Genomic DNA, 25,275 nt, shown 5'->3' with positions numbered 1-25,275 from the left:
GCCCATATGGCCTCCTGCATGTTCGAAAACGATCTGGATGAAGAGTGCTTCGGTATTATATGGGATGGAACCGGATATGGAGAGGACGGTTCTCTCTGGGGCGGTGAATTTCTCATGGGCGATCGAAAAGACTTTCGCCGTATGGGTTCCATTCGCCCGATTCCTTTGATAGGAAACGAAAAGGCCATCGTAGAGATCGGCCGCATCGGCCTTGCGTTAAGCCTGGAAGCCGGTCAGGAAATCTTACTTTTTGAAAAAGAAAAACAGGAACTTCTTAAAACGATCGGTATGCCTCACAGCCTGTCCTGCACAAGCATGGGAAGACTCTTTGATGGTTTCTACTCTTTGATCACATCAAAGACCAAACGGCGCTACGAAGGAGAGGCCCCTGTCAGTCTGGAAAACATGGCAGCACAAACCGATAAAACATATCCTTACTCGTTTTATATTCAAAACGGGATCCGTTATTTTGACTGGAAAGAAATGATCCTTATGGCTTTGACAGAAGCCGAACAACCTTCGATCCAGGCCAAAAAGATGATGAATACCCTGATAGAGATGGCCATCGATCAGGTAAAAACTTTGAATCCAGAAAAGAAGCCTGTTGTGCTCAGCGGCGGCTGTTTTCAAAATATGACGATACTCCATGGTTTGATTGAAAAATTGATGCAGCTGCATTACCCTGTTTTCTGGCACCGGGAAGTCAGCTGTAACGATGAAGGCATTGCCTTAGGGCAGCTTGCCATCGCCCATAAAAGAAGGAAGTGATACGATGTGTCTTGCGATTCCATTGACAGTACAAAAGATCGATCAAAATAAGGCCCTTGTTCAGGCCAACGGGCTCTCTCAGGAGATCCGCATTGATTTTGTGCCCGGCGTCAAAGTTGGTGATGAAGTCTTGGTTCATGCCGGCTTTGCGATTGAGATCATCGATGCCGGTGAAGCCCAAAAGACCCGATCGATTTATCAGGAGATCTTCGATGAGATTCAGTAAGCCAAACCGTCCCATTAAGATCATGGAAGTCTGCGGCACCCATACCATGGCCATTGCGCGATCCGGAATCAAATCCCTGCTGCCGGACAATGTACAATTGATCTCCGGCCCCGGATGCCCTGTCTGCGTTACCCCTTCTTCCTATATCGATACCGCATGTAAGCTGGCAGAAGATCCCAATAAGATCCTGTGCAGTTATGGCGATATGTTGAAGGTACCGGGAAGTCAGGGCCAAAGTCTGCATGAGTATGCCAACGTCCGCATTTGTCTTTCGTGTATGGAAGCCCTGGAGATCGCCAAAAAGAATCCTTCAAAAGACATCCTTTTTTTAGGAGTCGGATTTGAAACCACCGCCCCGGGAAGTGCCCTCTGTATCAAAGAGGCAAAGAAACAAAAGCTTCAAAACTTTTATTTTCTAAGCGCTCTGAAAAGAACCCAGCCTGCCATGGAGGCAGTTTTAGAGGCGCCCGATACCCAGATCGACGGATTTCTTTGCCCCGGGCATGTGGCCGTGATCTTGGGCGAAACCAGTTTTTCCTTTCTTCCCAAAACATATCACAAGCCTGGCGTGATCTGCGGGTTTGAAGAAGAGGACCTTCTGATTTCCATTGAAAAACTGATCCAGATGATCGACAAAAAGACCCCAAAGCTTGAGAATACTTACACCCGGGCCGTCAAAAAAAAGGGAAACCCGGCTGCCCTGTCTTTGATCGAAGAAGTTTTTGAATCCAGAGATTCACTTTGGAGAGGGCTTGGCCTTCTGAAACAAAGCGGACTTCAGATTCGAAAAGAATACGAAGCCTGGGATGCCTGGAAACATTTTGATCTTGAAAAGATGACCAATAAAGAACCCGCCGGATGCCGATGTGCCGATATCCTTTGCGGTACTTTGTCACCGCACCAATGTCCTTTGTTCCATAAAAGCTGCACCCCCTATCACCCCGTTGGCCCCTGTATGGTTTCCAGCGAAGGTGCCTGTGCAGCCAGCTATTATTATGAGGAGGAAACACTATGAAAAAAATCACCCTGGATCATGGAAGCGGCGGACAGCTGACTTCCGATTTGATCGATGAACTGATCATTCCCAGTTTTGAGGATCCCGCTTTAAAAGAACTCAAGGATGGTGCCGTTCTCAATGACCAGCTAGTGTTTTCTACCGATAGTTTTATCGTCGATCCCTGGAAATTTCCTGGCGGCGATATCGGTAAACTGGCCGCCTGCGGCACTATCAATGACATCTGCATGGCCGGCGGCGATCCAAAATACCTTTCTTGCGCTTTGATCCTTGAAGAAGGCTTTGATATCGAAGACCTAAAACAGATCCTGCAGTCCCTGTCAACCGTTTGCGCTCAGGCCGGTGTTTCCTTAGTGACCGGAGATACTAAGGTCATAGAAAGACAAAAAGGAAACCAGATCTTTATCAACACATCCGGTATTGGTTTTTTGAAAAAAAAGACCGGATATCAGTACCAGGAAAACGATGCTGTGATCTTGTCGGGAAGCATGGGCCGGCATGGAGCCAGTGTTTTTATGGCCCGTGAAGACATCCGCATTCAAGGCGAATTACACTCGGACTGTGCCCTTTTAAAAGAGAAAGCGTTTCAGGCCTTTGCCTGTGAAGGACTTCGGATCCTGCGCGATCCTACCCGCGGAGGCGTTGCCACTACTTGTATCGAATTGATCGAAAGATCGGATTTTGGCATGGAATTGTGGGAAGATGCCTTGCCTGTTGATAAAGACGTCGAAACACTGTGTTCCATCCTGGGATTGGATCCCCTGTATCTTGCCTGTGAAGGACGGATGTTGTGCATCGTCGATCAAAAGGAAGCTGCCGATCTTTGTTCCGCCTTAGGAAAAGAGGCACGCATCATCGGAAGGATCACAAAGGATCATCCTAAAAAACTCTATTTAAGGACAAAAATAGGGGCCCTCCGTCAATTACACAAATTGACCGGAAGACCCTTGCCAAGAATTTGTTAGGCCTTGCCTAACTTTTTTTATTCCATGTTTTTCCCAGAATATCTTTGAGCACCAACATCGCATCCAGCTCATTATAATCATACTCTTTTTGAAGCGTATGGATTAGATTTCGAAGTTCACGGGCATAATATGCGCAATCCACTTTTTCCGGATACGTTGCCAGAACCGGATATTTTTGGGCCCACATCTTTGTCCAGTCGACTTTCTTGGTGGTTTCTTCACTCGTGTTCTGGATTGCCTTTTCGATCGCTTCTATCTGCACATCGTATTCCATCAGTTTATCCAGTGACATATCATACAGTTTTGCCAGTTTGTTTGCCTGAAAAACATCGGGCAAAGTTTCATTGGTTTCCCATTTTGAAACCGTCTGCCGGCTGATTCCCAGATGTTCTGCCACTTCCTCCTGCGACATCCCCTTTTTCTTTCTTGCCGCCGATAAATTTTTTCCCAGATCCATTTTTATCCTCCTTAAGAATATTGTAGAAGATGTCTTTTTAAACGTCTAGTTCTCACCGTGTACACTTTTGCCCGAAAAGCGAACAAATCATGATTTCACATCGGGCAAACAAGCCGGACGATTCAAGATCTCCATAAACTCTTCGCCGGTAATGGTCTCCTTTTCATACAGATACTTGGCCAGTTCATGGAGCTTCATCTTGTTCTCTGACAAGATCTGGTACGCTTCATCATGGGCTTTTTTGATCAGGCTGATGACTTCATCATCGATTTTTGCGGCGGTATCGTTTGAACATTGAAGGCTGGTATCCCCGCCAAGATAGGCATTGTTGACCGTTTCCAGGGCCATCATGCCAAAATTTTCACTCATGCCATAGCGTGTGATCATTCCTCTGGCCAGTTTAGTGGCCTGTTCGATATCGTTAGAGGCACCTGTTGTTATCGTATTGAAAATCAGTTCTTCCGCACAGCGGCCACCTGTATAGATCATCAGCCGATGATAGGCATCTTCTTTGGAGATGAGATACTGTTCATCCTGTTCCACCTGCATCGTATACCCTAAGGCCCCTTTGGTGCGGGGAATGATCGTTATTTTATGAACCGGTGCCGTGTTCTGGCATTTGGCCGCCACCAGTGCATGTCCAATTTCATGATAAGCGACGATCATTCTTTCCTTATTGGAGATCGTGGTCCCTTTTTTCTGCTCTCCGGCAATCACAACCTCAATGGCTTCTTCCAAATCTTTTTGAACCACTGACTTTCGACCGTCACGAACCGCTCTTAAAGCGGCCTCATTGACCATATTGGCCAAATCGGCTCCGCTGGCACCGGCACTGGCTCTTGCGACCATATTGAAATCAATTTCCGGGGAACATTTCACCTTTTTCGCATGAAGACGGAGGATGGCTTCCCGTCCGGTAAGATCCGGGAGCTCCACAGGAATCTGACGGTCAAAACGGCCGGGTCTTGTCAAAGCCGGGTCCAAGGTCTCCGGACGATTGGTTGCCGCCAGTAAAACAACACCATCCGATCCGTCAAATCCATCCATTTCAGCCAACAGCTGGTTCAAGGTCTGCTCTCTTTCGTCGTTACCTGTCAATCCGGCGCCATCCCGCTTTTTACCAATCGTATCGATCTCATCGATAAATACGATACAAGGTGCTTTTTCTCGAGCCTGTTTAAAAAGATCACGCACTTTGGCAGCCCCGCGGCCGACAAACATTTCGACAAATTCCGAACCGGAAATGGAAAAGAAAGGAACGCCGGCTTCTCCGGCAACCGCTTTGGCCAATAATGTTTTTCCTGTCCCTGGAGGCCCCACCAGAAGGGCCCCTTTGGGCATGCGGGCTCCAATGGATTTATATTTCTGAGGATCGTTTAAGAAATCTACGATCTCTTTCAAGCTTTCTTTGGCCTCATTTTGCCCGGCAACATCCTTAAACGTTGTGCCGGTCTTGTTTCCCTCATAGACCTTCACGTTGGATTTTCCCAGATTGCCAAAACCAAAGCCGGACTGTCCAAACGACATGCTTTCATTGCCGGTCTTATCCTGAATCTTTTTGAAAGTTCTTCTTCCCAGCCAGAAAAAAACGATCAGCGGAAGAAGCAAGGTCAGAAGATAATACACGAACGGATTGACCGTATCCGAAACGACCTGGGTAAATGTCGCCTGGGCATCTTCAAGACGATTCACCAGATCGGGATCGTTCATCAATCCCGTTTCGTATGTTTTATTGTCCTCTTTTAACGTATAGAAGACCTCCTGGTTTTCAATTTGTACATTTTCCACCTGTTTTTCTTCGATCGCATCCAGAAAATCTGAATAGGCCGTGGTCTCAATGCGGCTGGAGCGTATCAAAGGTGCAACAATAAAATTCAAACACAGGATCACTGCGATAATGATCATATAATATCGATAAAGTGATTTTTTTGGTTTCTGATTCATACAATACCCCCTGTTTATACAGGGCATTATAACTGTTTTTAGCACTCTGTCAATAACTGTGCTAACAATTCTATAATTTCACATACTTTCAAAGAAAAAAAACCGCCTTTGCGGTTTTATTCAAAAAATTTGATCAGAGCCTGCGTGCCCTTGTCCCCGTAGCCTTTGTCCATTAAATCGATATATTCAGAGATCACTCTTTCCACTCCGGCCAGTTTCACCTTGTCCTGACTTAAGGCGATCTTCAGATCCTTGACAAAATGTTTGATATAAAAGCCAGGTTCAAAATCTTCTAAAACCATCTTGGCGCCATTGATCTCCAGCTGTTTGGAACCCGCAGCGCCTTCCTTTAAATACTGGTTCACAAGATCCGGATCCAGATCCTGTCCTTTCAAATAGCTCATGGCCTCACAGATCCCCTGAAGTGTATTGGCGATCATGATCTGATTGGCAATCTTTACTTTTTGACCGGCTCCTGCCTGGCCGCAATAGTAAACGTTCTTTCCAAATGCGTTAAACACACCTTGAAGAGAATCAAACACCTCTTTGGAACCTCCCACCAAAACGGTCAGCGTTCCTTGTCTGGCCCCTGTGTCGCCTCCGGTCACCGGAGCATCCAAAACTTCTACTTGTTTTTCTTTTCCTTTTTCATGCAGATCCATGGCCAGCTGAACGTCTGACGTCGTGAAATCAATACAGATCTTGTGCGGTTCAATGGCCTCCAATATTTTTTCATAAACCTCCTGAACATCGCTGACAAAACCCACCATGGTACAGATCACATCGCAATGATGGACCAGTGAAGGAATATCGGTTTCTAAAACGGCTCCTTCATCGATCAGATTCTGTACTTTTTCTGGATGTCTGGCGTATACATGCATCGTATATCCGTGTTTCATCAAATGAGATACCATGGGATTTCCCATGATTCCTGCACCAATCCAACCTATTCGCATCGTAAAGCCTCCTCTTTCATTTTCAATGCCCATGTCCTGGCATCCTGCATATCTTTAAGATCTGGATGCCCTTTGACTTGTTCAAAATTCTCTAAACTGACCTGCAGCTTTTGATCTTCCGGATGGGCCTTTAATAACGATTCATAACGCGTCTTTACCGCCTCCGGCATCTGTCCTGGACAATAAAAGTGACCGATGACGGTATTTGATGAATCGATAAAAGAAGCCGCTCTTTGATATAAAGCTTCGTAATAATTTAACGATCCGCCAAATCCGCAAGTACCAAAATATGCGATCTTTTTCCCCTGGACTTTTTTTAAAACGTCCTGGATCTTCTCTGAACAGTTTCCTTTGTCCGTCCAGGAGCCGATGAAATAAAGATCGGCCTGTTCGTCATAGTCTTTTCCAAAGGATATCGTCTCTTCTTTTAAAACTTCATATATCGCTTCTGCGATTTTCTTCGTGTTTCCTGTTACACTGTCATAAACAATACTGATTTTCATACTTACTCCACCGTTTCTAAATAGAAAGAAAATGGTCTGAATCCGTCGTTGCAGCTGATCATTGCGCTTTTAGGATCTTTCATCCATCCATCGTGCAAGTCTTTTGCCCCTGAAGCCAGAGCCAGCACATAGGGATAGAGGTTCATCCAGGCGCTTTCGCAAAACCCTGAAGGACAACAAGCATCCTGACTGATCCATGTCTGCCCTTCCTGAATGAAACAGGCATGCAAGAGCGGATTTTCATATTTTTCGATCAAATCGGCATAGACCGTCTGCCGAAGAGCTGTGATTCGTACTTTTTTCATAATTATTGATTAAAACGCTCTCTTCGCTGGGTCGACTGAATAAACAAGCGCTTCATTTCCTCTGTATCTTCTTGTTTCAACGCCGTTTTAAAATGCGATACGGCCTCCATGAACTGATCGATCTCCTCCAGAAGAATATCCTTATTTAAAACAAACAATTCGCTCCAGAGATCTTCATTGATGGAAGCGATCCTTGTCAGATCTCGAAAACTGTCTCCCGTATATTCCACAAGATGACTGTTCTCGTGAGTATTCATCAAACTGACGGCAATCACATGCGTCAGCTGAGACAGAAAACCAATCATTCGATCGTGTTCTTCTATACTCAGCTCATTGATTCGTTTGACTCCCAGGACACTTCCCAATTCTCTGGCAGTCTGAATGGCTTCTTTGGAATTTCTCGAAGTCGGTACAACAATATAATTGGCTCCGTCAAAGATCGTTTCATCGCTGAATTCGATTCCCCGGGATTCTCTTCCGCACATCGGGTGAATACTGATGAGTTCCACATCGTTTCGAAGGATTTCCTGAACAGGAAGAATGATATTGGACTTCACACCGCTGATATCCATTAAAAGGGTCTGCGGTCGAAAGTATTTCTGATTTTCCTTTACCCATGGCAAGATCTGTGTAGGATACAGAGCCAGAATGATTTCGTCACATTCCCATAAGAGCTCCCTGGGTTCTGTTGTTCCTTTTGTGATGATTTGCTTAGCCAAGGCCAGATCCAGTACTTTCTGTGAAACTTCAAATCCATATACCGCATAGCCTTTTTGCGACAAGCGTTTGGCAAAGCTGGCTCCCATGACCCCCAAACCTACGATTCCTATCGTTTTCACAATATCTCCACCTTTCCACCTATCGAAAGAACATCCTCAAAGAATGTCGGATAGCTCTTTGTGATGGCCTGCGCATCTTCAATGATACTTTCAGCCTGGGCGCATAAGCCAAACACGGTCATCGCCATCACAATACGATGGTCATTATGACCATTGATCGTTATCGGACTCTTTTCATAACTCTTTTTCCCGGTGATGGTGATCGAATCAAAAGTGGAAGAAATCGGCACGCCCCACTTTTTCAATTCGGTTTCCATCGCTTCAACACGGTCGCTTTCTTTGATTCGCAAACGGCCGGCATGCCAAAAATGGGTCGTCCCCAGGCAATAAGAAGCCAAAACACATAAGATCGGACCAAGATCGGGACAATTGGAAAGATCGATTTCCTGGGCCTTGAGATGGTTTTTCACCACGTCCACCCGATCATTATGCACCGATACCAAAGCGCCGGCCTTCTTTAAGAACGATAAGATCTCCTTATCCCCCTGTAAAGATATAGGATCCATGTTGAATAAAGAAAGTTTTCCCTGAATGGCAGCCAATACGCCAAAAAATGCCATTTGGGAATAATCGCCTTCAACCTGCACATTCCCCGCCTGATAAGACTGGCTGCCAGGAATATGATAATGATATTCATCCAGGGTATGGATCACAATGCCGAATTTCTTCAGCATCTGTATCGTTAGATCCACATAACTTCTTGATTCATAAGGCGGTACGATCTCCAGAGTACTGTCTTTTTTCAACAAAGGAAGGGCAAAAAGAAGACCGCTGATAAACTGAGAAGAAACATCGCCGGCAAGGAGGATCTTGCCCGCCTGGATCGAACCCTGGATCTCGATTTTTTCCTGATCTTGTTTAAAAAACAGTCCTTGTTTCCAAAACAAGTCCGAATAAACATCCATGGGTCTTTCCATCAGCCGTCCCTGTCCTTTGAAGATGATTTTTTGATGCGTCAGGGATGCGATCGGAATCAAAAAACGCAAGGTGGATCCCGATTCATGACAATCTAAAACCGGAGTTTGTCCTTCTAATTTTAAATCGGTTCCCTTTATGCGATATCCCTCTTTTTCTTCGGTGATCTCAGCGCCTAAAGAAGTCATACACGCTATGGTCGCTTCAATATCTTTGGAAGGCGTAATGCCGTAAAGAAAGCTCTCTCCTTGGGCCAGAGACGCACAGATCAAAGCGCGGTGCGCCATGGACTTGCTGCTGGGAATGGAAATGTTTCCCGCTACTTTTGAAGGGCGTACTCTAACTTTCATGCCGTTCACCTGTAAAATAGTCACGTCCAACTTTGCTCATCCACGCATCCAGTAAACCAAAGCTGACAATATTGTCCACAACGATACGGGCCCGATGAAGAATACATGGATCATGACGTCCTTCAATCTGTAAAGTAACATTTTCTTTGGTCATATAATCCACGGATCGCTGTTCTTTATAGATCGAAGGCGTCGGTTTGACACACGTATGGATCAGGATCGGCATCCCGTTGGAGATTCCGCCATTGATACCCGCATTATGATTGGTTCTGGTACAGAGTGTTTGATCATAATAGAATTCATCGTTGGCCGTTGATCCTTTCTGGTTCGCAAAATCAAATCCCAAGCCAAAGCTCACGCCTTTTACAGCCGGAACGGCATATAAAAGCGAGGACAAAAGGCTTTCCAAAGAGCCAAAAATAGGATCGCCGATCCCGGCGGGAAATCCTGTGATGGCAGTCTCAAGAATACCCCCTACAGAATCGCCTTCTTCTTTTGCGGATACAATCCGTTTTCTTGCCTCCTGTGCCTTTGATTCATCCAACATCGGAAAAGTACTTTGATTCATCTTTTGGATTTGTTGATGAAGGATGTGAAGATCGTCGCTGAATTTTTCATCATACACATCATGTACTTGTTCCATATGGGAGCCTACAAGCACCCCTTTGGCATATAAGATCTGTTTACATATACTGCCGGCCGCCGTGATGCAGGCCGTTAATCTTCCCGAGAAATGTCCGCCCCCGCGATAATCCTGAAAGCCGGAATATCTTTCAAAAGCGGTATAATCGGCGTGGCCGGGCCGCAGGCGTCCGCGAATCTTTTCATAATCTTTGGAATGCGGATCCTTGTTCTTGATCAAGATCGTCAGCGGTGTACCAGTTGTATATCCGTTGAAGAGTCCGGAAACGATTTCCGGAAGGTCGTCTTCATGCCGCTGGGTAGAGATATTCCCAGAAGCTTTCCGTTTTTCCATATCACGATACAAGAAATCCATATCAATCAGGATCCCGCTAGGCAAGCCATCCAGCACGGCACCAATATAAGGACCATGACTTTCCCCAAAAATGGTCATTGTGAGATTTGTTCCAATACTATTCTGCATAAGGGCCCCTTTCCAAAACGTTCCGAATTTGATCAAAGGTCATTTCTTCCAATTCAAAAGATCCGGCGTGTTTGACTTTCACGATCGTAACCGAGTCTGTGCTGCTCTTTTTGTCGTGACGAATGTAAGACATCAATGTATCCACATCATAATGCGGAATCTCAGGCAGGTTCAATCGTTTATAGATGTTTAAGACCCGCTTTTTTAAAGCCTCATCTTCGATAAAGAACAACATTCCCATGGCCACACATTCCCCATGAAGGTAAGTATCCAGTCCATAAGCACTTTCAATGGCATGGCCAATCGTGTGCCCAAAATTCAATATCTTTCTAAGGCCGCTCTCTTTTTCATCTTTTTCTACGACCTGTCTTTTGATCTCTATCGAACGTTCTATGATCCTGGTATGATCCAAATTTTCTTTTTCAAAGAGTGAAACAAGTGCTTCATCCTGGATCAATCCCATTTTCAAGGATTCAACCATACCGTTATGAAGCTGGCGTACAGAAAGATCTTCTAACACAGTCGGATCGATCAAAACCGCCTTAGGCTGATGAAAGGCACCGACAATGTTTTTATAAGAGTCTAAATCAATCGCAACCTTTCCGCCTACGCTGGAGTCCACTTGAGAAAGAAAAGTCGTAGGGATATTATAAAAATCAATTCCGCGCATATAGCTGGCAGCGACAAAGCCTGAAAGATCCCCGGCTACACCGCCTCCCACCGCAACGATTGCATCCTTGCGTGTCATATCATGCCTGATGCACTCTTCTAGAAGGCGCTTATACTGGTCAAAACATTTTGCGGATTCTCCTTGCGGAAAATAGACCATAAAGTTATCTGGACACTGTCTTCGAATCGTTTCCACATATTTTTCAGGCACCCCGTCATCCACGATGAGGGCCAGCTTTCTTTGGGTATCAATGATTGAATCTATATGGTCCAACGCCCCTTTTTCTATCAGGATCGGATAAGATTTTTCCTTAAGATCGACGATGATTTTCATAAACAACACCTCGGAATTATGATAGCACGAATACGAAAAATATAATAATGAATCGTATCTGAGAAAAAGCTTGAATTCTATCTAAATTCTGATAAAGTATAATTAAACAGTTGTTCAATCAAACAATTATAGGAGGTTCTATGAAAAAAACATATAAGATCGATGTAGACTGCGCAAACTGCGCCAACAAAATGGAAGAAGCTGCCAATAAAACAAACGGTGTTCAAAAAGCCGTTGTCAATTTTATGACACTGAAGATGATCGTTGAATTCGAAGAAGGAGCCGACATCAAAGAAGTCATGAAAAACGTTGAGAAAAATTGTAAAAAAGTTGAATCCGACTGCGAGATATTTTTGTAAAAAAAGGATATAATCTTTTTGGTGATTTTTTGATACAAAATAGTTTTCGGCAAGGAATCAAAGATGGCATTCCTATCGCTTTGGGATATTTATCCGTGTCTTTCACATTTGGCATGATGGCTTCCTCACAGGGCATTCCATTGTGGGCTGCCGGTTTGATTTCTTTGACCAACCTGACCAGCGCTGGACAATTTGCGGCCCTGGGGATCATCGCCTCAGCAGGCTCTATGATAGAAATGGCACTGACGCAGTTTGTGATCAATCTGCGCTATTTTCTCATGTCTTTATCATTGTCGCAGAAAGCCGATGAAAAAATGAATCTTCCTCAGCGCGCCGTGGTATCCTTTGGTATCACAGACGAGATCTTTGCGGTGGCTTCCAGCCGATACAACGGGGTTGGTTTTCAGTACATGACGGCACTGATGATCCTTCCTATTTTAGGCTGGACTGCAGGAACCCTGCTGGGCGGCATTACCAGTTCGATTTTGCCTTCCCGGGTGAGCGATGCCCTGGGCATTATGATCTATGGTATGTTTCTGGCCATTATTATCCCGCCTTCAAAAAAGTCCAGACCCATTCTCTGGGTATGTATGATTGCTGCCTTTTTAAGCTGCTTGCTCCAGTGGTTTTCTTTTATCGGGCAAGGCTTTGTGATCATTCTATGCACCCTGGTTGCCGCCAGCCTGGGGGCATGGCTCTTTCCTGTCAAAAAGGAGAAAGCCCATGACTAGACTTACTGGATACATGATCATTATGGCTTTGGTGACCTACGCAATACGCGCCATCCCTATGCTGTTTTTTCGAAAGAAGATAGAAAGTCCGTTTATACAGTCTTTTCTTTATTATGTCCCCTATGCCGTATTAGGCGCTATGACTTTTCCAGCGATCTTTACTTCTGGAAACGCTCTGATTCCTTCCTGTATCGGATGCATAGCGGCCATCATTCTGGCATATCGGGAAAAAAGTTTGTTGACCGTCGCCTTAGCAGCCAGTTTTTTCGTTTTTGTTTCCAGTTTGTTCTTTTGATTTTTCTTGTGTTCATCATCGAATCGCGCTATAGTAAATAAGAACGAATTGTCGGGACGTAGCACAGCTTGGTAGTGCGTTTCGTTCGGGACGAAGAGGTCGCAGGTTCAAATCCTGTCGTCCCGACCATTTTTATAAAAAACGATAACGAAGCAAAAGCTTCGTTATTTTATTATTCTAACTCTTTCAACAGATCTTCTCGCAATTGTCCCTGTATATCCAGCACATCCATTGCCTCTTGCGGACCGATCAAAAATCTTTCCATGATTTTTTTTGTATGAAGGAGCGCGCTGTCACGATTTCCTTTTTGGATCCCTTTGTCCATTCCTCTTTGGATGCCTTTCTGGATACCTTCCTGCATTCCTTTCTGGATACCTTTCTGCATTCCTTTCTGCATGCCCTCCTGCATTCCTTTTCGCATGGCATTTTGATACACTACCTCACTCCAGTTACACATCGCATCCACCTCCTGATCCAGTTCCTTTGTCAATAGTATACCATATTTTTGTATGAGTGTCGTTTTTATATATTCAACCTCCTGATTTTTCACAAACAACACCTGCAATAACCCCATCAGCTCATTCATTGGCTCCTCATTCTCTTTTGGAACACCGATCATAACAATACAAACCAAATCATAATACGCTTCGTTCCCCTTATATTCCTTTAACATTGTTTTTTCGTTCACTCTATAAACATTGATCACATTTCCTCCATCTCTGGCCGGATCCAGTAAGATCCATATCGAATAGACTTTTCTAAACGACCCGTATCTTTCTTCGATTTGTCCATCCAATAAACGATTTCCATAATATATGGCTCTGGAAAGAAGAGGATATGCAGAAGGGTCTTTACTCTGTGCTTCCAGATCAATGATCAAATTTTTATCAGGGATCTGAAAACAAATGTCAAAACAAACTTTTGCCCCGGACACAGTAAGGTCTTCTGTATTCCCGATCACCATGTTTGTACAAAGAAGATGTTCAATTTCTTTTCGGGAAAAACAACTCAGCTCGTTAACGCACTCCTTCAAGATATATGCCATGATTTGAGGATCCAGTAAGATCTTCTTACAACATTCATCGTAGGCGTTTCGTTTTTGTTCCAAAGTATCCAACAATCTCGTATTTTTGTTCTTCATATATATACATACGACGGAAAAACGAAAAACCATAAAAAAAAATCAGCGATTTCTCGCTGAAATTTATAATGATTTTTCCAAGGTCGCAATCAGCTGTGCTTCCGGCATATATCCAGAAAAAGCCGCAGCCTGCTGTCCTTTCTTAAACAAGATCATCGTCGGCACCGACATGATTCCAAATTGACGTGCCAGATCCGGACTTTGATCGACATCCACTTTAACGATCTTGACCTTGTCTTTCATTTTATCCGCTACACTTTCCAATACCGGTCCCAGCATCTTACAAGGTCCGCACCACGTTGCGAAAAAGTCGACCAATACGGCATCTTCTTTCATGTATTCATTAAATTGTTGTGCATTGATGATTTCCATTTTTCTGTCCTCTCTTTCTTTATTTTTATCTTACTGATTTCCTGCGCGTAAGTCCAATTCTTTGCCCGCCAGGATCAAATCGATCGTCTTTCCAATGCCATTGTCATTGTTGGAATCGGTAATATAACGGGAAACCGCTTTGACTTCATCCATCGCATTGGCCATGGCAACACCAATGCCGGCGTCTTTGATCATATCGATATCGTTTTGAGCATCCCCAAACGCCATGACTTCATCCATGGTAAAGCCGCCTCGCTGACAGATCTTCCTTAATGCGCTGGCTTTCGATACCCCTTTAGGCATGATCTCCAGCCAATCTGAACCAATCAAAAGAACATCGTAATCGCTCAACGCTTTTTTCAGCTCCTCAAGATGATCTTCAAAAAACTGCGCCGTGTGTACCAGGATCACTTTATTGATATCCTGTGTCAAAGTGATTTCTTTATAAGGGAGGTCAATAAAATTTCGATGCGGTCCTCCCTTTTTCAGCCCGTAGTCCATCGGTTTTCCATACTTCTTTTCTCGTTCGCGCTTTTTTTGCCGGTTGGATTCCGATATATAACTGTAGAAATCATACCCGCAGCAGAATATTCCTTCCACATCAAACTTTCGGCATACTTGTTGGATCTTTTTTCCATCCTCCGGTAAAAGAACATCGTCCAGATCGTATTCTTTCTTTTCAAAATCATAGAGGATCTGTCCATTCACTAAAGCCAAATAGTGATTTCCCTTTTCCAACCCCAACGGTTCATATACGAATGCGGTTCCGTTTTTATCCCGCCCGCTGGCAATCACAATATGCAGGCCTTGTCTCATGGCCCTTTGAATGGATGCGAAAGTTCGCGGGTCGATCTCTTTTTGGTCCGTCAGTAACGTTCCATCCAAATCAAACGCTAAACACTTAATCGTCATAACTCACCTTCCCATGAAAAAGAGGCTGATAAACAGCCCCTTCGATTAAAATAATCCTGTGATCACACCGTTTTCGTCAATATCCATGTCCAAGGCACTTGGATGTTTCGGCAAGCCCGGCATGGTGAGCACTTTTCCAGTTAAAGCGACAATGAATCCGGCTCCTAAGCTTGGACGAAGCTCGCGGACCGTGATCTTGAATCCATGCGGACGCCCCATGATTGATCCATCATCACTGAGCGACATCTGTGTTTTGGCCATACAGATTGGAAGTTTGTTCCATCCGTTTTTGTTGAAGAGGGCAATTTGTTCTTTGGCTTCCTCGGTAAATTCCACACCATCGGCACCATAGACTTTCTGGGCGATGACCGTGATTTTTTCTTCAATGGATTTCTCTACATCGTACAATGGAGCGTAATGATTTTCCTGTTCACAAAGTTCAACCACTTTATGCGCCAGATCGATAGCTCCCTTTCCTCCGTTGGCCCATACCGTAGATAAAGACATCGGATGGCCGTTTTCCTGACACCAGTTTTCCAAAGCTTGAATTTCATTATCGGTATCCGAAACAAACTGGTTGATAGCGACAACATACGGAAGCCCAAACTGTTGAACCGTATCAATGTGCTTGGCAAGATTCTCACAGCCTTTTAATAAAGCTTCCACATTTTCTTCCTTCAAGTCCTCAAAAGCCACACCGCCGTGTTGTTTCAAGGCACGGATCGTCGCAACGATCACGACCGCATGAGGCTGCAGATGAGCCAGACGGCATTTGATATCCAGAAATTTTTCAGCGCCCAGATCAGCACCAAAACCAGCTTCCGTAACGGTATAGTCCGCCAAATGGAGACAAGCTTTGGTCGCAATGACCGAGTTACAGCCGTGGGCAATATTCGCAAAAGGACCGCCATGGATCAAGACCGGATTGTGTTCCAGTGTCTGAACGATATTGGGAAGGATCGCATCCTTCATGACCATCGCCATGGCTCCTTCGCACTTCAAGTCTTTGATGTAGACCGGCTGATCATCGTAAGTATATGCCACCAGCATCTCTCCAAAGCGTTTCTTTAGATCCATCAAATCACTGGCAAGGCACAAAGCAGCCATAACTTCACTGGCTACCGTGATATTGAATCCATCTTTGCGTTCTACTCCGTTAGCTTTGGATCCCTGGCCAATCGTAATATCCCGCAGGGTTCGATCGTTCATGTCCAGACAGCGTTTGAAAGTAATTTTCTCCGGATCGATATTCAATTCATTTCCCTGATGGATATGGTTATCGATCATCGCACATACAAGATTGTTTGCGGTCGTGATCGCATGCATATCTCCGGTAAAATGAAGATTGATGTCTTCCATGGGAACAACCTGGGCATAACCGCCGCCGGCCGCTCCGCCTTTCAGGCCAAATACCGGACCTAAACTTGGCTCGCGCAAAGCCATCATCGTCTTTTTTCCAATCTGATTTAAGGCATCCCCCAAACCAACCGTCGTCGTACTCTTTCCTTCTCCGGCTTTCGTAGGGTTGATGGCCGTTACAAGGATCAGTTTTCCGTTCTCGTGGTTTTCCAGTTCTTTGATAAAATCAAATGAAAGTTTTGCCTTATATTTTCCGTAATGTTCCAAAGAATCCGCTGGGATCCCGATTTTCGCTGCGACTTTTTCAATCGGCTCCAGCACACATTCCTGGGCGATCTCTAAATCTGATTTACTCATCTTACATATCCTTCTTTCCAATATCATGCCGATAGAACAGATCTTTACAATGAATCTTTTTCACTTCTCTGTATGTATGGGCAAATGCCTCTTCCAGAGTATCTTCTAACGTAACGACCATTAAAACACGGCCGCCATCGGTCATCAGCTTTCCATCTTCTTCTTTTGTTCCCATATGATAGATCAAGGCATCACTTTGATCCACCCCTTCAATCAGAGAACCCTTTGTCGAAGAAGCCGGATAATTCGTGCTTGCCATAACGACACCATGGCTTACCTTGTCGGACCAGGTCAACGACACTTCTTTATTGTCCATCACATCCAGGATCGCCTGTACAAAATCGCTCTGCAGTCTAGGCAAGATTACTTCCGCTTCCGGATCCCCAAAACGGGCATTGAACTCAATGACCTTAACACCTTGCTTTGTCAACATAAGTCCGCCATATAAGAAACCGGTGAAAGGAACGCCCTCCGACATCATTGCTTTGGCCATAGGGACCATGACCGTATCCATTGTATTCTGAATGATTTCTTTCGTGATTTTTTTGACCGGACTGTAAGAGCCCATACCGCCGGTATTCGGTCCGGTATCACCATCATTGACACATTTATGATCCTGGGCAATTTCCAAAGGAACGACCTGATCATTATGAACCAGACAGATCAAAGAGAATTCAAAACCAACCAGACATTCTTCGATCACTACTTTATTGCCCGGCTGACTAAAAGCCACTTCCAAGGCTTCTAAAGCTTCCGAAATTTTCTGGGCAACCGTAACCCCTTTTCCGGCCTTTAAGCCATCTTCCTTGATGACAATAGGTGCTCCTTTTTCCTTAACATAGGCCACGGCATCTTCATAACGATCAAATGTCTGATAGGACGCTGTAGGAATGTGATATTTTGCCATGATTTTTTTCGCAAAATCTTTACTGGACTCCACCTGCGTGGCCGCTTTTGTCGGACCAAAGATCTTCAGTCCTTCTTTCTGGAAGGCATCCACTACCCCTTTGGACAGCGTCGCTTCCGGACCCACGATCGTTAAATCGATCATTTTCTCTTTCGCAAAAGACACCAGTCCTTCGACATCTCCATCGGAAATATCCACACACGTTCCAAGTTTTGCCATCCCCGGGTTGCCCGGTGCCATATACAACCGATCGCACAGAGCACTCTTTGAGCACGCATGTGCCAGGGCGTGTTCTCTTCCGCCTTTACCAATCACTAGAATTTTCATGAATCAATCTCCTTCTTATATTTTATTATTTTATCATGAATCCTTTTCAACTCACCAAATATTATCAAGAATTCAATACATCTTTCAGATTTTTATGAAGTTCTTTATCCGGCGTATCTTCTTCGCCTTTTTTCAACACAATATAGATCAACATCAAGCTGGCTCCCAGAATAAAGATCCCAATCAAGCTCAAGGAAGATATGCCCGCAATGGAAAACCCCAGCGCAAAGAACGCCCAGGTTTCTTTAGAAGCAAGAACATTGATCACGATCGCAAAGCCCAGGCTGGGAATCAGTCCCCGTGCCACATTCAATCCCTCCAGAAAGACCAAGGGAAGAGCCTGAACCAGGGAAACGATCCACACAGAAGGAATGGCCACCAGGAAAACAGAAGGAATCATCACTCTGGCTCCCTGCATTACGATGCCCGAAATCTGATATCTTTCGATTGCTTTAAAATCGGCCTGAAGAGCAGCCTGGTCCATTTTTTTGACGATGGAAACCGCTTTGGTGCGGCATATCCGGGTCAAAAACAAGCCGATGACAGAAAGGGGGATCGCAATCGCAATCGATAAAGAGATCACATATTCAGAAGGAACCGTACTATGAAGTCCGTGTACCATCAAAATTGAAGACGCCACCGAAGCTAAGGCCACATCCGGCGCTACACTGGCTCCGACATTGGCCCAGCCTAACGCCATCATCTGCAGACTGCCGCCTAATAAGATTCCTTCTCTTACACAACCGCTGACGATTCCGATCAGAGTGCATGCGACCAAAGGCTGATGAAACTGAAATTCATCCAAGACCCCTTCGACCCCAGCCAGAAACGCAACGATCAAGATCCCTAGTATTGTAAGCACGGACATAGTAACACCTCTTTGTATATATACTACTATATCGGGATTACCCATTAAAAAAAAGCCCAAGACAAAAGTCTTAGGCAAATTCTTAATAATTCTTGGCAAGCTTTCTGAATACAGCCTGAGGATATCCACATACCGGGCAAGCTTTTGGTGCATTTTTCCCTGTATACTGGAAACCACAGATGCCACAGATCCATGTATCGTTTTCTTCTCCGGCAAACACATTGTCGTTTTCCACATTGGACAACAGCTTCATATAGCGTTCTTCGTGCTGTTTTTCAATTTCCGCAACTTTGTCCATCTGGAAAGCGATCTTCGTGAATCCTTCTTCACGGGCTGTGTCGGCAAATTCTTTATACATTGTCGTCCATTCGTAGTTTTCTCCCGAAGCAGCTGCTTTCAGGTTTTCAGCGGTTGTACCAATTCCGCCTAAAGCTTCAAACCATAAACGGGCATGTTCCTGTTCATTACGGGCCGTTTCTTCAAAAATTTCTGCGATCTGATTCATTCCCTCTTTGCGGGCAACTTCCGCAAAATAAGTATATTTGTTACGAGCCTGGCTTTCTCCGGCAAATGCCGTCTGTAAATTCTGTTCTGTTTTTGATCCTTTTAATTCCATTGTCCTGTACCTTACCTTTCCTTAAGACATTGAGCACACGTTCCATACAACGTCAGCGCGTGTGATTCTATGGGAAGCTGCAGAGCTTCCTGAGCCTTTCGTTCCACGGAACGGTCGTAAGGCATATCCACATCGAATACGCGATGACATTTTACACAGATCAAATGATCATGAGGACGGCACGTTTTATCAAACACCTGTTTCCCCTTTTCCAACATCAGGCTCGTGATCTTATGTTCGTTCTGAAGGATCTTCAGATTCCGGTAGACCGTAGCCAGCGATATCGTTTTTCCTTCCTGGTTCAGTCCATCATAGATCTCTTCCGCACTGAAATGCTGATCCGGGTGCTCCTGCATGTAGGCATAGATCCATTCCCTCTGTATTGAAGTCTTGTGCATCTTGTCTCCTTATCTAAGAACCATTCTTAGTTTATATCTTTATTTAAAGAAAAACAAGAGAGTTTGGTAAGTGCCCCCTAACCAATCTACACTTTATAGAACTGTTCGACATCCAACACGAAAATAACGGCGCCGCCAACCTGTACTTCTAAAGGAAAAGAGGCAAAATGGGACATATCGTACCCCGCCGTGTTAGGAACGATCTCGGTCCGCTTGCTGGAATATTTTCCTATGATATCTATGGCCGTATCCACCTTGTCATCATCGCATCCGCAGATCAAAGTCGTATTTCCCGCTCTTAAAAATCCGCCTGTCGTTGCCAGCTTTGTGACCTGATACCCCGCTTTATTCAATTTTGAACTGACAGTGGGACTGTCATCGTTTGACATGATCGCTAAAATCAATTTCATAGTATGTTCCTTCTTTCTTTAAATTTATTATAGCTTAATCCCCTATCGTTCACTACACTTTCTTTTCCGGTAAATTGATGTATAATAAGTACTCAAAAGAAAGAAGGTGCTTCATGAAAACAGCTTTGGTATTGGAAGGCGGCGGTATGCGCGGCGCCTATACATGCGGCACGATCGACTTCTTTTTAGATCATAAGATCCAATTTGACGGCGTGATCGGCGTCAGTGCCGGTGCCTGTCATGCGACCAGCCTGATCAGCGAACAGCGAGGCCGAGCCATCCGGATCGGCGCTCATTATTTGGTCGACAAAAGAAGTTTTTCGTTCAAATCTCTGATTCAAACCGGCGATTTGTTCAACGCACAGTTTATCTATGACGAGATTCCCAATGTAATCGATCCTTTTGACTATAAAACTTTCAACAATTCAAAAACACGCATGTACTGCGTTTGTTTTGACTGCGAAACCGGAAAGACACTCTATGTTCCGATCCCGCATATACAGGAAAACATGGAATACATTCGTGCCAGCGCTTCTTTGCCGATCGTCAGTAAGATCGTTGAATACGACGGCCATAAAATGCTGGACGGCGGACTGGGAGACTCGATTCCTTTTGAATTTATGAAAGAAAAAGGATATGACAAGATCGTGGTCGTATCGACAAAGCCAAAAGGATACCGTAAAACATCCAATAAACTTATGCCGATGATCGAAACGATGTACAAAGACTACCCTTATGTGATCGACGCCTTAAAAAATCGTCACTTCCGCTACAATGAAGAGGTTGAAAAAATGGAACAGTGGGAACAGGAAGGAAAACTGTTTGTCATCTATCCCAGCGACACTCATGATGTAGGACGGCTGGAACAAGACCCCGTAAAATTGGAACGCTTATACGAAACCGGATATCAGGATATGGAAGCTTTAAAAGATGCACTTTACGCTTATTTAAATGCGTGATGCATCTTTTTTATCATCAAACACAAAAAAAACGGATGAATCATCCGTTTAGTCTTCGTCCACCGTCGATGCATAATAAGACAGAATATCCTGGAACAGCTGAATGGTTCGATCCACTTGTTCCTCTGTCATTTGTACGACCTGATTATAATTCTCCAATAAGATCGACTTTGATACATTGTATTTTTCTGACAGATAAGATATCCAGTCCTGACTTTCCTCCACCTGCTGTTTGGAAATAACACCTTCCGAAATGATGACGCCTTTCAAACCTTTGATGTTGACAGGAACGGACCATTTGACAAGTCCCGCATGACAGGAATACGTCTGCACTTTGTTGGATTGAAGAGCCTGAGTATAATTTTCCACCGTACATTCATCACAGTGTTTCAAGGCCGATGTGCTGGTCTTTAAACATTTACAGAAAAAATTTTTTTCCTTGGCACTGGCACTGACGATATCCGCTTCATTCTGTACAAAATAGCTATGCAGTCCTGTGATCTCATGATAAGCGTTCATCGCTTTATTGATTGCATCCATTGCGTTCATATGACTCACCTCGATATTTATATTAAAGCATTTTTTCATATAAAACGAAAGCCTTTACATACTAAATTCCGGTGATTTGGTGAAACGCATGCTGGCTGGCGATGGCTCCGTCATTGGTCGCCGTCACGACCTGGCGAAGTTCTTTCTGGATCACGTCCCCGGCCGCATAGATACCCGGGATCTTGGTCTCCATATTCTTGTCCACGATCACATATCCTTTCGGATCCAATACATCCAGCCCTTCCAAACACGCCGTCATAGGATCCTGTCCGATATATGGGAAAATACCCTGACAATCCAAGGTCCTTGTTTCTTTGGTCTCTACATTTTCCAAAACGATTCCGGAAACCTTTCCATTTTCGCTCAAAATTTCCTTAGGAATGTGTTTCACGATGACTTTGATCTTCTCATTGGCTTCGATTTGATCCTGGATTCGCTTTTCGGCCCGGAAGACATCTCTTCGAATCACGATGGTCAATCCTTTGACAAACTGTGTTAAATAAAGGCTTTCCTCCAAAGCGGAATTGCCGCCGCCGATCACAACGACTTCTTTATCCTTGAAGAACGCTCCATCACACACTGCACAAAAAGATACCCCTTTGCCGATATTTTCCTTTTCCCCTGGGATATTCAACAGTCTTTCCCTTGTTCCTGTGGCCACCAGGACCGCTTTGGCTTCGATCACCGTGCCATCGCTTAAATACACTTTTTTATCCGCATCTACCTTCTCCACATCACCATAGGCATATTCCGCCCCGAATGAAGTGGCCTGTTCAAACATCTGCATCGCCAAATCGGCACCAGCCAGTTCTTTGACTCCCGGATAGTTTGAGATCTTATGCGTTTTGATCAGTTTTCCTCCCGGTGCGCCGTTATCCAGCAACAATGTCTTTAATCCTGCGCGGGATCCATACACACTGGCTGCCATGCCGGCTGGCCCGGCTCCAATGATTACCAAATCGTATTGTCGCTCCATGCTTTTTCCTCCTTACAAAGTTCTATCAGTTCTCTAAGATCCTGTATCTGGGCACACGGATGGGCCTTGGCTTGTTTTTCTCTTTGATAAGGATCGTTACTGAAACCAATCGAATAGGCGGCCATATTTTTGGCACAGACAATGTCTGTCACGTTGTCGCCTACATAGATTACATCATCATGTCCCGTTTTCATCAACTCACATGCTTTCAAAAGTCCGGAAGGACTCGGTTTAGGTTCCGGAAGCTGTTCTTTTCCCAGCACTATATCAAAGTAGGGTTCCAGTCCCACCGCTTTTAATCCCATTTGTACGACCGCGATCCGCTTGTTGGATACCACTGCCATCGCATATCCTTGTTCCTTCAATGTCGAAACGGTCTCAAAAGCGCCCGGCATGGCTTTCAAAAGATCGTTATGGAGTCTTCGATTGATCTTCTGGTATTCTTCGATCACGTTTTCGATATCTTCCGGTTTGAAGTAGCGGCCAAACGTTTCTTCCAATGTCGGTCCAAAAAAGGAATACAATTCTTCTTCACTTAAGACAAGGTCCGGTTTTAACTTATGGAAAACTTCTTTAAACGTTTCAAATACAAGATGTTTTGAATCCTGCAGCGTTCCATCCAGATCAAAAAGAAGAACGGGTTTTTTATACCAGTGAAAAAGCTTGTGCAGGATGCCGCTTAATCCCAGGATACCGATCCCAATGATCACGATGGATACCAGCTGCGATACCCGGAGCGGTCCTATCATCAAAGAATCGGTGCGAAGCCCTTCGACAAAAAAGCGCAGAGCCCCATACCAGACACAGTACATAAAACCGCAGTCCCCGCGATGGCGGTAAAACTTCTTCCGGAAAATAAAATAGATAAAAAGAAAGCCTAAGATATTGCCCATGCTTTCATATAAGAATGTTGGTTCTCTATAGGCCCCCTGAATATACATCTGGTCTTTGATGAAGCCCGGAAAAAGATCAAAGTAACTTTCATCGACGATCTTCCCAAAGGCTTCCTGATTCATAAAGTTGCCCCAGCGGCCAAAAGCCTGGGCCACCATGACCCCGGGCATGATCGCATCAAACATTCTAAGAATGCTGACGTTTCGCTTTTTAAAATAATAAACACTGTAAAGAACGCCTACGATCAATCCGCCATAGATGGCCAGGCCGCCATTCCATATGGCAAGGATCTGATCGGGATGGGAACTGTAAAAATCCCATTCAAAGATCACATAATACGCTCTTGCGCCCAAGATCGACAAAACCATCATCGGAATCACGTAATCTTCTAAAAGCGCACTGGAATACCCCCACTTTTTTACCGTCTTTTGTGCCAGAATATAGGCAATGATCACGCCGGTCAAAATCAGTACGGCATACCAGGTAATATGAAATCCGCCAAAGGAAAGGATCACCTTAGTATCCGGAAACAGACTCATCGTCGTTACCTTCCTTGTTCTCAGCGATCTTTTTCAGTACGATCTCTTCAAATTCCTTGGCAGAATCAAATCCATCCTGAAGCAGAAGATAGTTGGTCACCGCGGTTTCAATGATGGCAGACATCGGACGGCCGCCGCTGACCGGGATACGCATCTTCAAGATCTTGACGCCCATGATCTCAGAGTACTCTTTCTCTTCGATCCCGACACGGTCGTATTCTTCTTCTCCGTCAAAAGAAACCAGTTCGATCTGAAAATCGATATTGGTCTGATGGGCAAAGGCCCCTACGCCATACATACGGCCGATGTTGATGATGCCGACTCCTCGAAGTTCCATAAATCCTTCTAACATCTTTGGGGTTCTTCCTACCAGAACATTATGGATCCGATAACAGTCAATGCGGTCATCCGCTACCAGCTGATGTCCTTTTTTGATCAATTCCAGAGCAATCTCGCTTTTCCCCATTCCGGAATCTCCGGTGATCATGACCCCAACTCCATATATCTGCATCAATTCGCCGTGGATAATGATGGAATGAGCCAGTCTTTCATCCAGATAGTTGGTCACATTTACGATCGTATGCGCGGTTTCCACCGCTGTTTTAAAGATGGGAAAGTTTTTACGGATCGCAATTTCGGCCAGTATCGGCGGACACTGGTGTCCATGGGCGATCACAATGGCCGGAGTATTCTCCCCGGTTAAAAATTCAAAGCTTTTTCGCTGTGAAACTTCATCCATTTCCTGGTCAATATATAGAATTTCTTTATCGCCTAAAATCGTTAATCGTTTGGCTACTGTATTGGGAAAATAACCCGTCAATTCCAGCCCGGGACGGTTGGTTTCCGCGGTGACGAGCCGTCTTTTCAGACTGTTTTCGTCTCCTGTTACTTGCTCCCATGCGAATTTTGCGGCCAAATCTCTAACGCTGATCGTTGGCTGTGTTTCTTGCGGCAT

The 25,275-nt window shown here is 44.7% G+C and carries 30 protein-coding genes and 1 tRNA gene; 9 read left to right on the top strand and 22 right to left on the bottom strand.

Going from position 1 to position 25,275, the window contains the following annotated elements; all coding sequences use genetic code 11:
* The 4 genes from Q0K03_RS01950 to hypE form a co-directional block, all read left to right on the top strand.
* Positions 1-768, top strand: a 768-nt coding sequence (locus Q0K03_RS01950) for a hypothetical protein (protein ID WP_297237173.1), incomplete at its 5' end; no start/stop codon positions are given.
* 4 nt (positions 769-772) lie between these two features.
* Complete coding sequence (locus Q0K03_RS01945; protein ID WP_297237171.1) at positions 773-994, top strand: HypC/HybG/HupF family hydrogenase formation chaperone; 222 nt, start codon at positions 773-775, stop codon at positions 992-994.
* Positions 981-2,009 carry a hydrogenase formation protein HypD gene (gene hypD / locus Q0K03_RS01940; RefSeq protein ID WP_297237169.1) on the top strand — a complete coding sequence of 343 codons (1,029 nt, stop codon included), beginning with the start codon at positions 981-983 and terminating at the stop codon, positions 2,007-2,009. The genes Q0K03_RS01945 and hypD overlap by 14 nt, the downstream gene beginning before the upstream one ends.
* Entirely contained in the window at positions 2,006-2,974 is a 969-nt protein-coding gene (hypE, locus tag Q0K03_RS01935) for a hydrogenase expression/formation protein HypE (RefSeq protein WP_297237167.1), read from the top strand. Before hypD ends, hypE begins: the two co-directional genes overlap by 4 nt.
* A 7-nt stretch (positions 2,975-2,981) precedes the next feature.
* On the opposite strand, the gene Q0K03_RS01930 is transcribed toward hypE, so the two are convergent.
* The 9 genes from Q0K03_RS01930 to aroB all read right to left on the bottom strand — a co-directional run bounded on the left by Q0K03_RS01930 (position 2,982) and on the right by aroB (position 11,351).
* On the bottom strand, positions 2,982-3,431 hold the full coding sequence (locus Q0K03_RS01930) for a helix-turn-helix transcriptional regulator (protein WP_297237165.1): 450 nt from the start codon (positions 3,429-3,431) through the stop codon (positions 2,982-2,984).
* Positions 3,432-3,518: 87 nt separating this feature from the next.
* On the bottom strand, positions 3,519-5,375 hold the full coding sequence (ftsH, locus tag Q0K03_RS01925; RefSeq protein ID WP_297237163.1) for an ATP-dependent zinc metalloprotease FtsH: 1,857 nt from the start codon (positions 5,373-5,375) through the stop codon (positions 3,519-3,521).
* Positions 5,376-5,491: 116 nt separating this feature from the next.
* Entirely contained in the window at positions 5,492-6,331 is an 840-nt protein-coding gene (locus tag Q0K03_RS01920; protein WP_297237162.1) for an NAD(P)-dependent oxidoreductase, read from the bottom strand.
* Positions 6,322-6,834: a flavodoxin family protein BilS gene (bilS, locus tag Q0K03_RS01915; RefSeq protein ID WP_297237160.1), complete on the bottom strand. Its 513-nt coding sequence runs from the start codon at positions 6,832-6,834 to the stop codon at positions 6,322-6,324. Before bilS ends, Q0K03_RS01920 begins: the two co-directional genes overlap by 10 nt.
* A gap of 2 nt (positions 6,835-6,836) precedes the next feature.
* Positions 6,837-7,139 (bottom strand): TIGR04076 family protein, encoded by a 303-nt coding sequence (locus Q0K03_RS01910; protein WP_297237158.1) that lies wholly within the window; start codon positions 7,137-7,139, stop codon positions 6,837-6,839.
* 2 nt (positions 7,140-7,141) lie between these two features.
* The gene (locus Q0K03_RS01905; protein ID WP_297237157.1) at positions 7,142-7,978 is read right to left on the bottom strand and encodes a prephenate dehydrogenase; all 837 of its coding nucleotides are present in this window, start codon (positions 7,976-7,978) and stop codon (positions 7,142-7,144) included.
* Positions 7,975-9,243, bottom strand: coding sequence for a 3-phosphoshikimate 1-carboxyvinyltransferase (gene aroA, locus Q0K03_RS01900; RefSeq protein ID WP_297237155.1), 1,269 nt, complete (start codon positions 9,241-9,243; stop codon positions 7,975-7,977). Before aroA ends, Q0K03_RS01905 begins: the two co-directional genes overlap by 4 nt.
* The gene (gene aroC / locus Q0K03_RS01895; protein WP_297237153.1) at positions 9,233-10,348 is read right to left on the bottom strand and encodes a chorismate synthase; all 1,116 of its coding nucleotides are present in this window, start codon (positions 10,346-10,348) and stop codon (positions 9,233-9,235) included. Before aroC ends, aroA begins: the two co-directional genes overlap by 11 nt.
* Entirely contained in the window at positions 10,338-11,351 is a 1,014-nt protein-coding gene (gene aroB / locus Q0K03_RS01890; RefSeq protein ID WP_297237151.1) for a 3-dehydroquinate synthase, read from the bottom strand. The genes aroC and aroB overlap by 11 nt, the downstream gene beginning before the upstream one ends.
* Positions 11,352-11,491: 140 nt before the next feature.
* Between aroB and Q0K03_RS01885 the strand changes: the two genes are divergently transcribed.
* From Q0K03_RS01885 to Q0K03_RS01870, 4 genes are all read left to right on the top strand, one after another.
* Positions 11,492-11,710 (top strand): cation transporter, encoded by a 219-nt coding sequence (locus tag Q0K03_RS01885; RefSeq protein WP_297237149.1) that lies wholly within the window; start codon positions 11,492-11,494, stop codon positions 11,708-11,710.
* 29 nt (positions 11,711-11,739) lie between these two features.
* A complete protein-coding gene (locus tag Q0K03_RS01880) occupies positions 11,740-12,441 on the top strand; it encodes an AzlC family ABC transporter permease (protein ID WP_297237147.1) in 702 nt (233 codons plus the stop codon).
* Positions 12,434-12,736 carry an AzlD domain-containing protein gene (locus tag Q0K03_RS01875; RefSeq protein ID WP_297237145.1) on the top strand — a complete coding sequence of 101 codons (303 nt, stop codon included), beginning with the start codon at positions 12,434-12,436 and terminating at the stop codon, positions 12,734-12,736. The genes Q0K03_RS01880 and Q0K03_RS01875 overlap by 8 nt, the downstream gene beginning before the upstream one ends.
* 52 nt (positions 12,737-12,788) lie before the next feature.
* Positions 12,789-12,865 (top strand) — tRNA-Pro (locus Q0K03_RS01870).
* Between the two features lie 43 nt (positions 12,866-12,908).
* Here Q0K03_RS01870 and Q0K03_RS01865 read toward each other — a convergent pair.
* The 9 genes from Q0K03_RS01865 to Q0K03_RS01825 all read right to left on the bottom strand — a co-directional run bounded on the left by Q0K03_RS01865 (position 12,909) and on the right by Q0K03_RS01825 (position 20,403).
* Positions 12,909-13,877 (bottom strand): hypothetical protein, encoded by a 969-nt coding sequence (locus Q0K03_RS01865; protein WP_297237143.1) that lies wholly within the window; start codon positions 13,875-13,877, stop codon positions 12,909-12,911.
* A 63-nt stretch (positions 13,878-13,940) separates the two neighbouring features.
* Complete coding sequence (trxA, locus tag Q0K03_RS01860) at positions 13,941-14,249, bottom strand: thioredoxin (RefSeq protein ID WP_297237141.1); 309 nt, start codon at positions 14,247-14,249, stop codon at positions 13,941-13,943.
* A gap of 30 nt (positions 14,250-14,279) precedes the next feature.
* Positions 14,280-15,161 (bottom strand): Cof-type HAD-IIB family hydrolase, encoded by an 882-nt coding sequence (locus Q0K03_RS01855; RefSeq protein ID WP_297237139.1) that lies wholly within the window; start codon positions 15,159-15,161, stop codon positions 14,280-14,282.
* Between the two features lie 45 nt (positions 15,162-15,206).
* The gene (locus tag Q0K03_RS01850; protein WP_297237136.1) at positions 15,207-16,877 is read right to left on the bottom strand and encodes a formate--tetrahydrofolate ligase; all 1,671 of its coding nucleotides are present in this window, start codon (positions 16,875-16,877) and stop codon (positions 15,207-15,209) included.
* Position 16,878: 1 nt separating this feature from the next.
* Positions 16,879-18,111: a phosphoribosylamine--glycine ligase gene (gene purD / locus Q0K03_RS01845; RefSeq protein ID WP_297237134.1), complete on the bottom strand. Its 1,233-nt coding sequence runs from the start codon at positions 18,109-18,111 to the stop codon at positions 16,879-16,881.
* A 64-nt stretch (positions 18,112-18,175) separates the two neighbouring features.
* Positions 18,176-18,979 (bottom strand): mannose/fructose/sorbose family PTS transporter subunit IIC, encoded by an 804-nt coding sequence (locus Q0K03_RS01840; protein WP_297237132.1) that lies wholly within the window; start codon positions 18,977-18,979, stop codon positions 18,176-18,178.
* Between the two features lie 82 nt (positions 18,980-19,061).
* A complete protein-coding gene (rbr, locus tag Q0K03_RS01835; RefSeq protein WP_297237130.1) occupies positions 19,062-19,595 on the bottom strand; it encodes a rubrerythrin in 534 nt (177 codons plus the stop codon).
* Positions 19,596-19,606: 11 nt separating this feature from the next.
* Complete coding sequence (locus Q0K03_RS01830) at positions 19,607-19,993, bottom strand: transcriptional repressor (protein ID WP_297237128.1); 387 nt, start codon at positions 19,991-19,993, stop codon at positions 19,607-19,609.
* Between the two features lie 86 nt (positions 19,994-20,079).
* Positions 20,080-20,403, bottom strand: coding sequence for a cyclic-di-AMP receptor (locus Q0K03_RS01825; protein ID WP_297237126.1), 324 nt, complete (start codon positions 20,401-20,403; stop codon positions 20,080-20,082).
* A 113-nt stretch (positions 20,404-20,516) separates the two neighbouring features.
* Here Q0K03_RS01825 and Q0K03_RS01820 point away from each other — a divergent pair, with 113 nt between their 5' ends.
* Positions 20,517-21,362, top strand: a complete 846-nt coding sequence (locus tag Q0K03_RS01820) for a patatin family protein (RefSeq protein WP_297237124.1) — start codon at positions 20,517-20,519, stop codon at positions 21,360-21,362.
* 48 nt (positions 21,363-21,410) lie between these two features.
* Here the strand turns inward: Q0K03_RS01820 and Q0K03_RS01815 are convergent, their stop codons facing one another.
* The 4 genes from Q0K03_RS01815 to hprK all read right to left on the bottom strand — a co-directional run bounded on the left by Q0K03_RS01815 (position 21,411) and on the right by hprK (position 25,275).
* The gene (locus Q0K03_RS01815; RefSeq protein WP_297237122.1) at positions 21,411-21,911 is read right to left on the bottom strand and encodes a PocR ligand-binding domain-containing protein; all 501 of its coding nucleotides are present in this window, start codon (positions 21,909-21,911) and stop codon (positions 21,411-21,413) included.
* A gap of 61 nt (positions 21,912-21,972) precedes the next feature.
* Positions 21,973-22,887, bottom strand: coding sequence for a thioredoxin-disulfide reductase (gene trxB / locus Q0K03_RS01810; RefSeq protein ID WP_297237120.1), 915 nt, complete (start codon positions 22,885-22,887; stop codon positions 21,973-21,975).
* The gene (gene lgt / locus Q0K03_RS01805; protein ID WP_297237118.1) at positions 22,863-24,320 is read right to left on the bottom strand and encodes a prolipoprotein diacylglyceryl transferase; all 1,458 of its coding nucleotides are present in this window, start codon (positions 24,318-24,320) and stop codon (positions 22,863-22,865) included. Before lgt ends, trxB begins: the two co-directional genes overlap by 25 nt.
* Positions 24,298-25,275, bottom strand: a complete 978-nt coding sequence (hprK, locus tag Q0K03_RS01800; protein WP_297237116.1) for an HPr(Ser) kinase/phosphatase — start codon at positions 25,273-25,275, stop codon at positions 24,298-24,300. The genes lgt and hprK overlap by 23 nt, the downstream gene beginning before the upstream one ends.

This window comes from uncultured Faecalicoccus sp., from assembly GCF_944327125.1.
Lineage (GTDB): Bacteria > Bacillota_I > Bacilli_A > Erysipelotrichales > Erysipelotrichaceae > Faecalicoccus.
This window is presented reverse-complemented; position numbering and strand designations above follow the sequence as displayed.

Excerpts from the sequence above, each read along its gene's own strand:
- Q0K03_RS01945 (WP_297237171.1), top strand. The coding sequence starts at position 773 with ATGTGTCTTGCGATTCCATTGACAGTACAAAAGATCGATCAAAATAAG.
- hypD (WP_297237169.1), top strand. The coding sequence starts at position 981 with ATGAGATTCAGTAAGCCAAACCGTCCCATTAAGATCATGGAAGTCTGC.
- hypE (WP_297237167.1), top strand. The coding sequence starts at position 2,006 with ATGAAAAAAATCACCCTGGATCATGGAAGCGGCGGACAGCTGACTTCC.
- Q0K03_RS01930 (WP_297237165.1), bottom strand. The coding sequence starts at position 3,431 with ATGGATCTGGGAAAAAATTTATCGGCGGCAAGAAAGAAAAAGGGGATG.
- ftsH (WP_297237163.1), bottom strand. The coding sequence starts at position 5,375 with ATGAATCAGAAACCAAAAAAATCACTTTATCGATATTATATGATCATT.
- Q0K03_RS01920 (WP_297237162.1), bottom strand. The coding sequence starts at position 6,331 with ATGCGAATAGGTTGGATTGGTGCAGGAATCATGGGAAATCCCATGGTA.
- bilS (WP_297237160.1), bottom strand. The coding sequence starts at position 6,834 with ATGAAAATCAGTATTGTTTATGACAGTGTAACAGGAAACACGAAGAAA.
- Q0K03_RS01910 (WP_297237158.1), bottom strand. The coding sequence starts at position 7,139 with ATGAAAAAAGTACGAATCACAGCTCTTCGGCAGACGGTCTATGCCGAT.
- aroA (WP_297237155.1), bottom strand. The coding sequence starts at position 9,243 with ATGAAAGTTAGAGTACGCCCTTCAAAAGTAGCGGGAAACATTTCCATT.
- aroC (WP_297237153.1), bottom strand. The coding sequence starts at position 10,348 with ATGCAGAATAGTATTGGAACAAATCTCACAATGACCATTTTTGGGGAA.
- aroB (WP_297237151.1), bottom strand. The coding sequence starts at position 11,351 with ATGAAAATCATCGTCGATCTTAAGGAAAAATCTTATCCGATCCTGATA.
- Q0K03_RS01885 (WP_297237149.1), top strand. The coding sequence starts at position 11,492 with ATGAAAAAAACATATAAGATCGATGTAGACTGCGCAAACTGCGCCAAC.
- Q0K03_RS01875 (WP_297237145.1), top strand. The coding sequence starts at position 12,434 with ATGACTAGACTTACTGGATACATGATCATTATGGCTTTGGTGACCTAC.
- Q0K03_RS01865 (WP_297237143.1), bottom strand. The coding sequence starts at position 13,877 with ATGAAGAACAAAAATACGAGATTGTTGGATACTTTGGAACAAAAACGA.
- trxA (WP_297237141.1), bottom strand. The coding sequence starts at position 14,249 with ATGGAAATCATCAATGCACAACAATTTAATGAATACATGAAAGAAGAT.
- Q0K03_RS01855 (WP_297237139.1), bottom strand. The coding sequence starts at position 15,161 with ATGACGATTAAGTGTTTAGCGTTTGATTTGGATGGAACGTTACTGACG.
- Q0K03_RS01850 (WP_297237136.1), bottom strand. The coding sequence starts at position 16,877 with ATGAGTAAATCAGATTTAGAGATCGCCCAGGAATGTGTGCTGGAGCCG.
- purD (WP_297237134.1), bottom strand. The coding sequence starts at position 18,111 with ATGAAAATTCTAGTGATTGGTAAAGGCGGAAGAGAACACGCCCTGGCA.
- Q0K03_RS01840 (WP_297237132.1), bottom strand. The coding sequence starts at position 18,979 with ATGTCCGTGCTTACAATACTAGGGATCTTGATCGTTGCGTTTCTGGCT.
- rbr (WP_297237130.1), bottom strand. The coding sequence starts at position 19,595 with ATGGAATTAAAAGGATCAAAAACAGAACAGAATTTACAGACGGCATTT.
- Q0K03_RS01830 (WP_297237128.1), bottom strand. The coding sequence starts at position 19,993 with ATGCACAAGACTTCAATACAGAGGGAATGGATCTATGCCTACATGCAG.
- Q0K03_RS01825 (WP_297237126.1), bottom strand. The coding sequence starts at position 20,403 with ATGAAATTGATTTTAGCGATCATGTCAAACGATGACAGTCCCACTGTC.
- Q0K03_RS01820 (WP_297237124.1), top strand. The coding sequence starts at position 20,517 with ATGAAAACAGCTTTGGTATTGGAAGGCGGCGGTATGCGCGGCGCCTAT.
- Q0K03_RS01815 (WP_297237122.1), bottom strand. The coding sequence starts at position 21,911 with ATGAACGCAATGGATGCAATCAATAAAGCGATGAACGCTTATCATGAG.
- trxB (WP_297237120.1), bottom strand. The coding sequence starts at position 22,887 with ATGGAGCGACAATACGATTTGGTAATCATTGGAGCCGGGCCAGCCGGC.
- lgt (WP_297237118.1), bottom strand. The coding sequence starts at position 24,320 with ATGAGTCTGTTTCCGGATACTAAGGTGATCCTTTCCTTTGGCGGATTT.
- hprK (WP_297237116.1), bottom strand. The coding sequence starts at position 25,275 with ATGCCGCAAGAAACACAGCCAACGATCAGCGTTAGAGATTTGGCCGCA.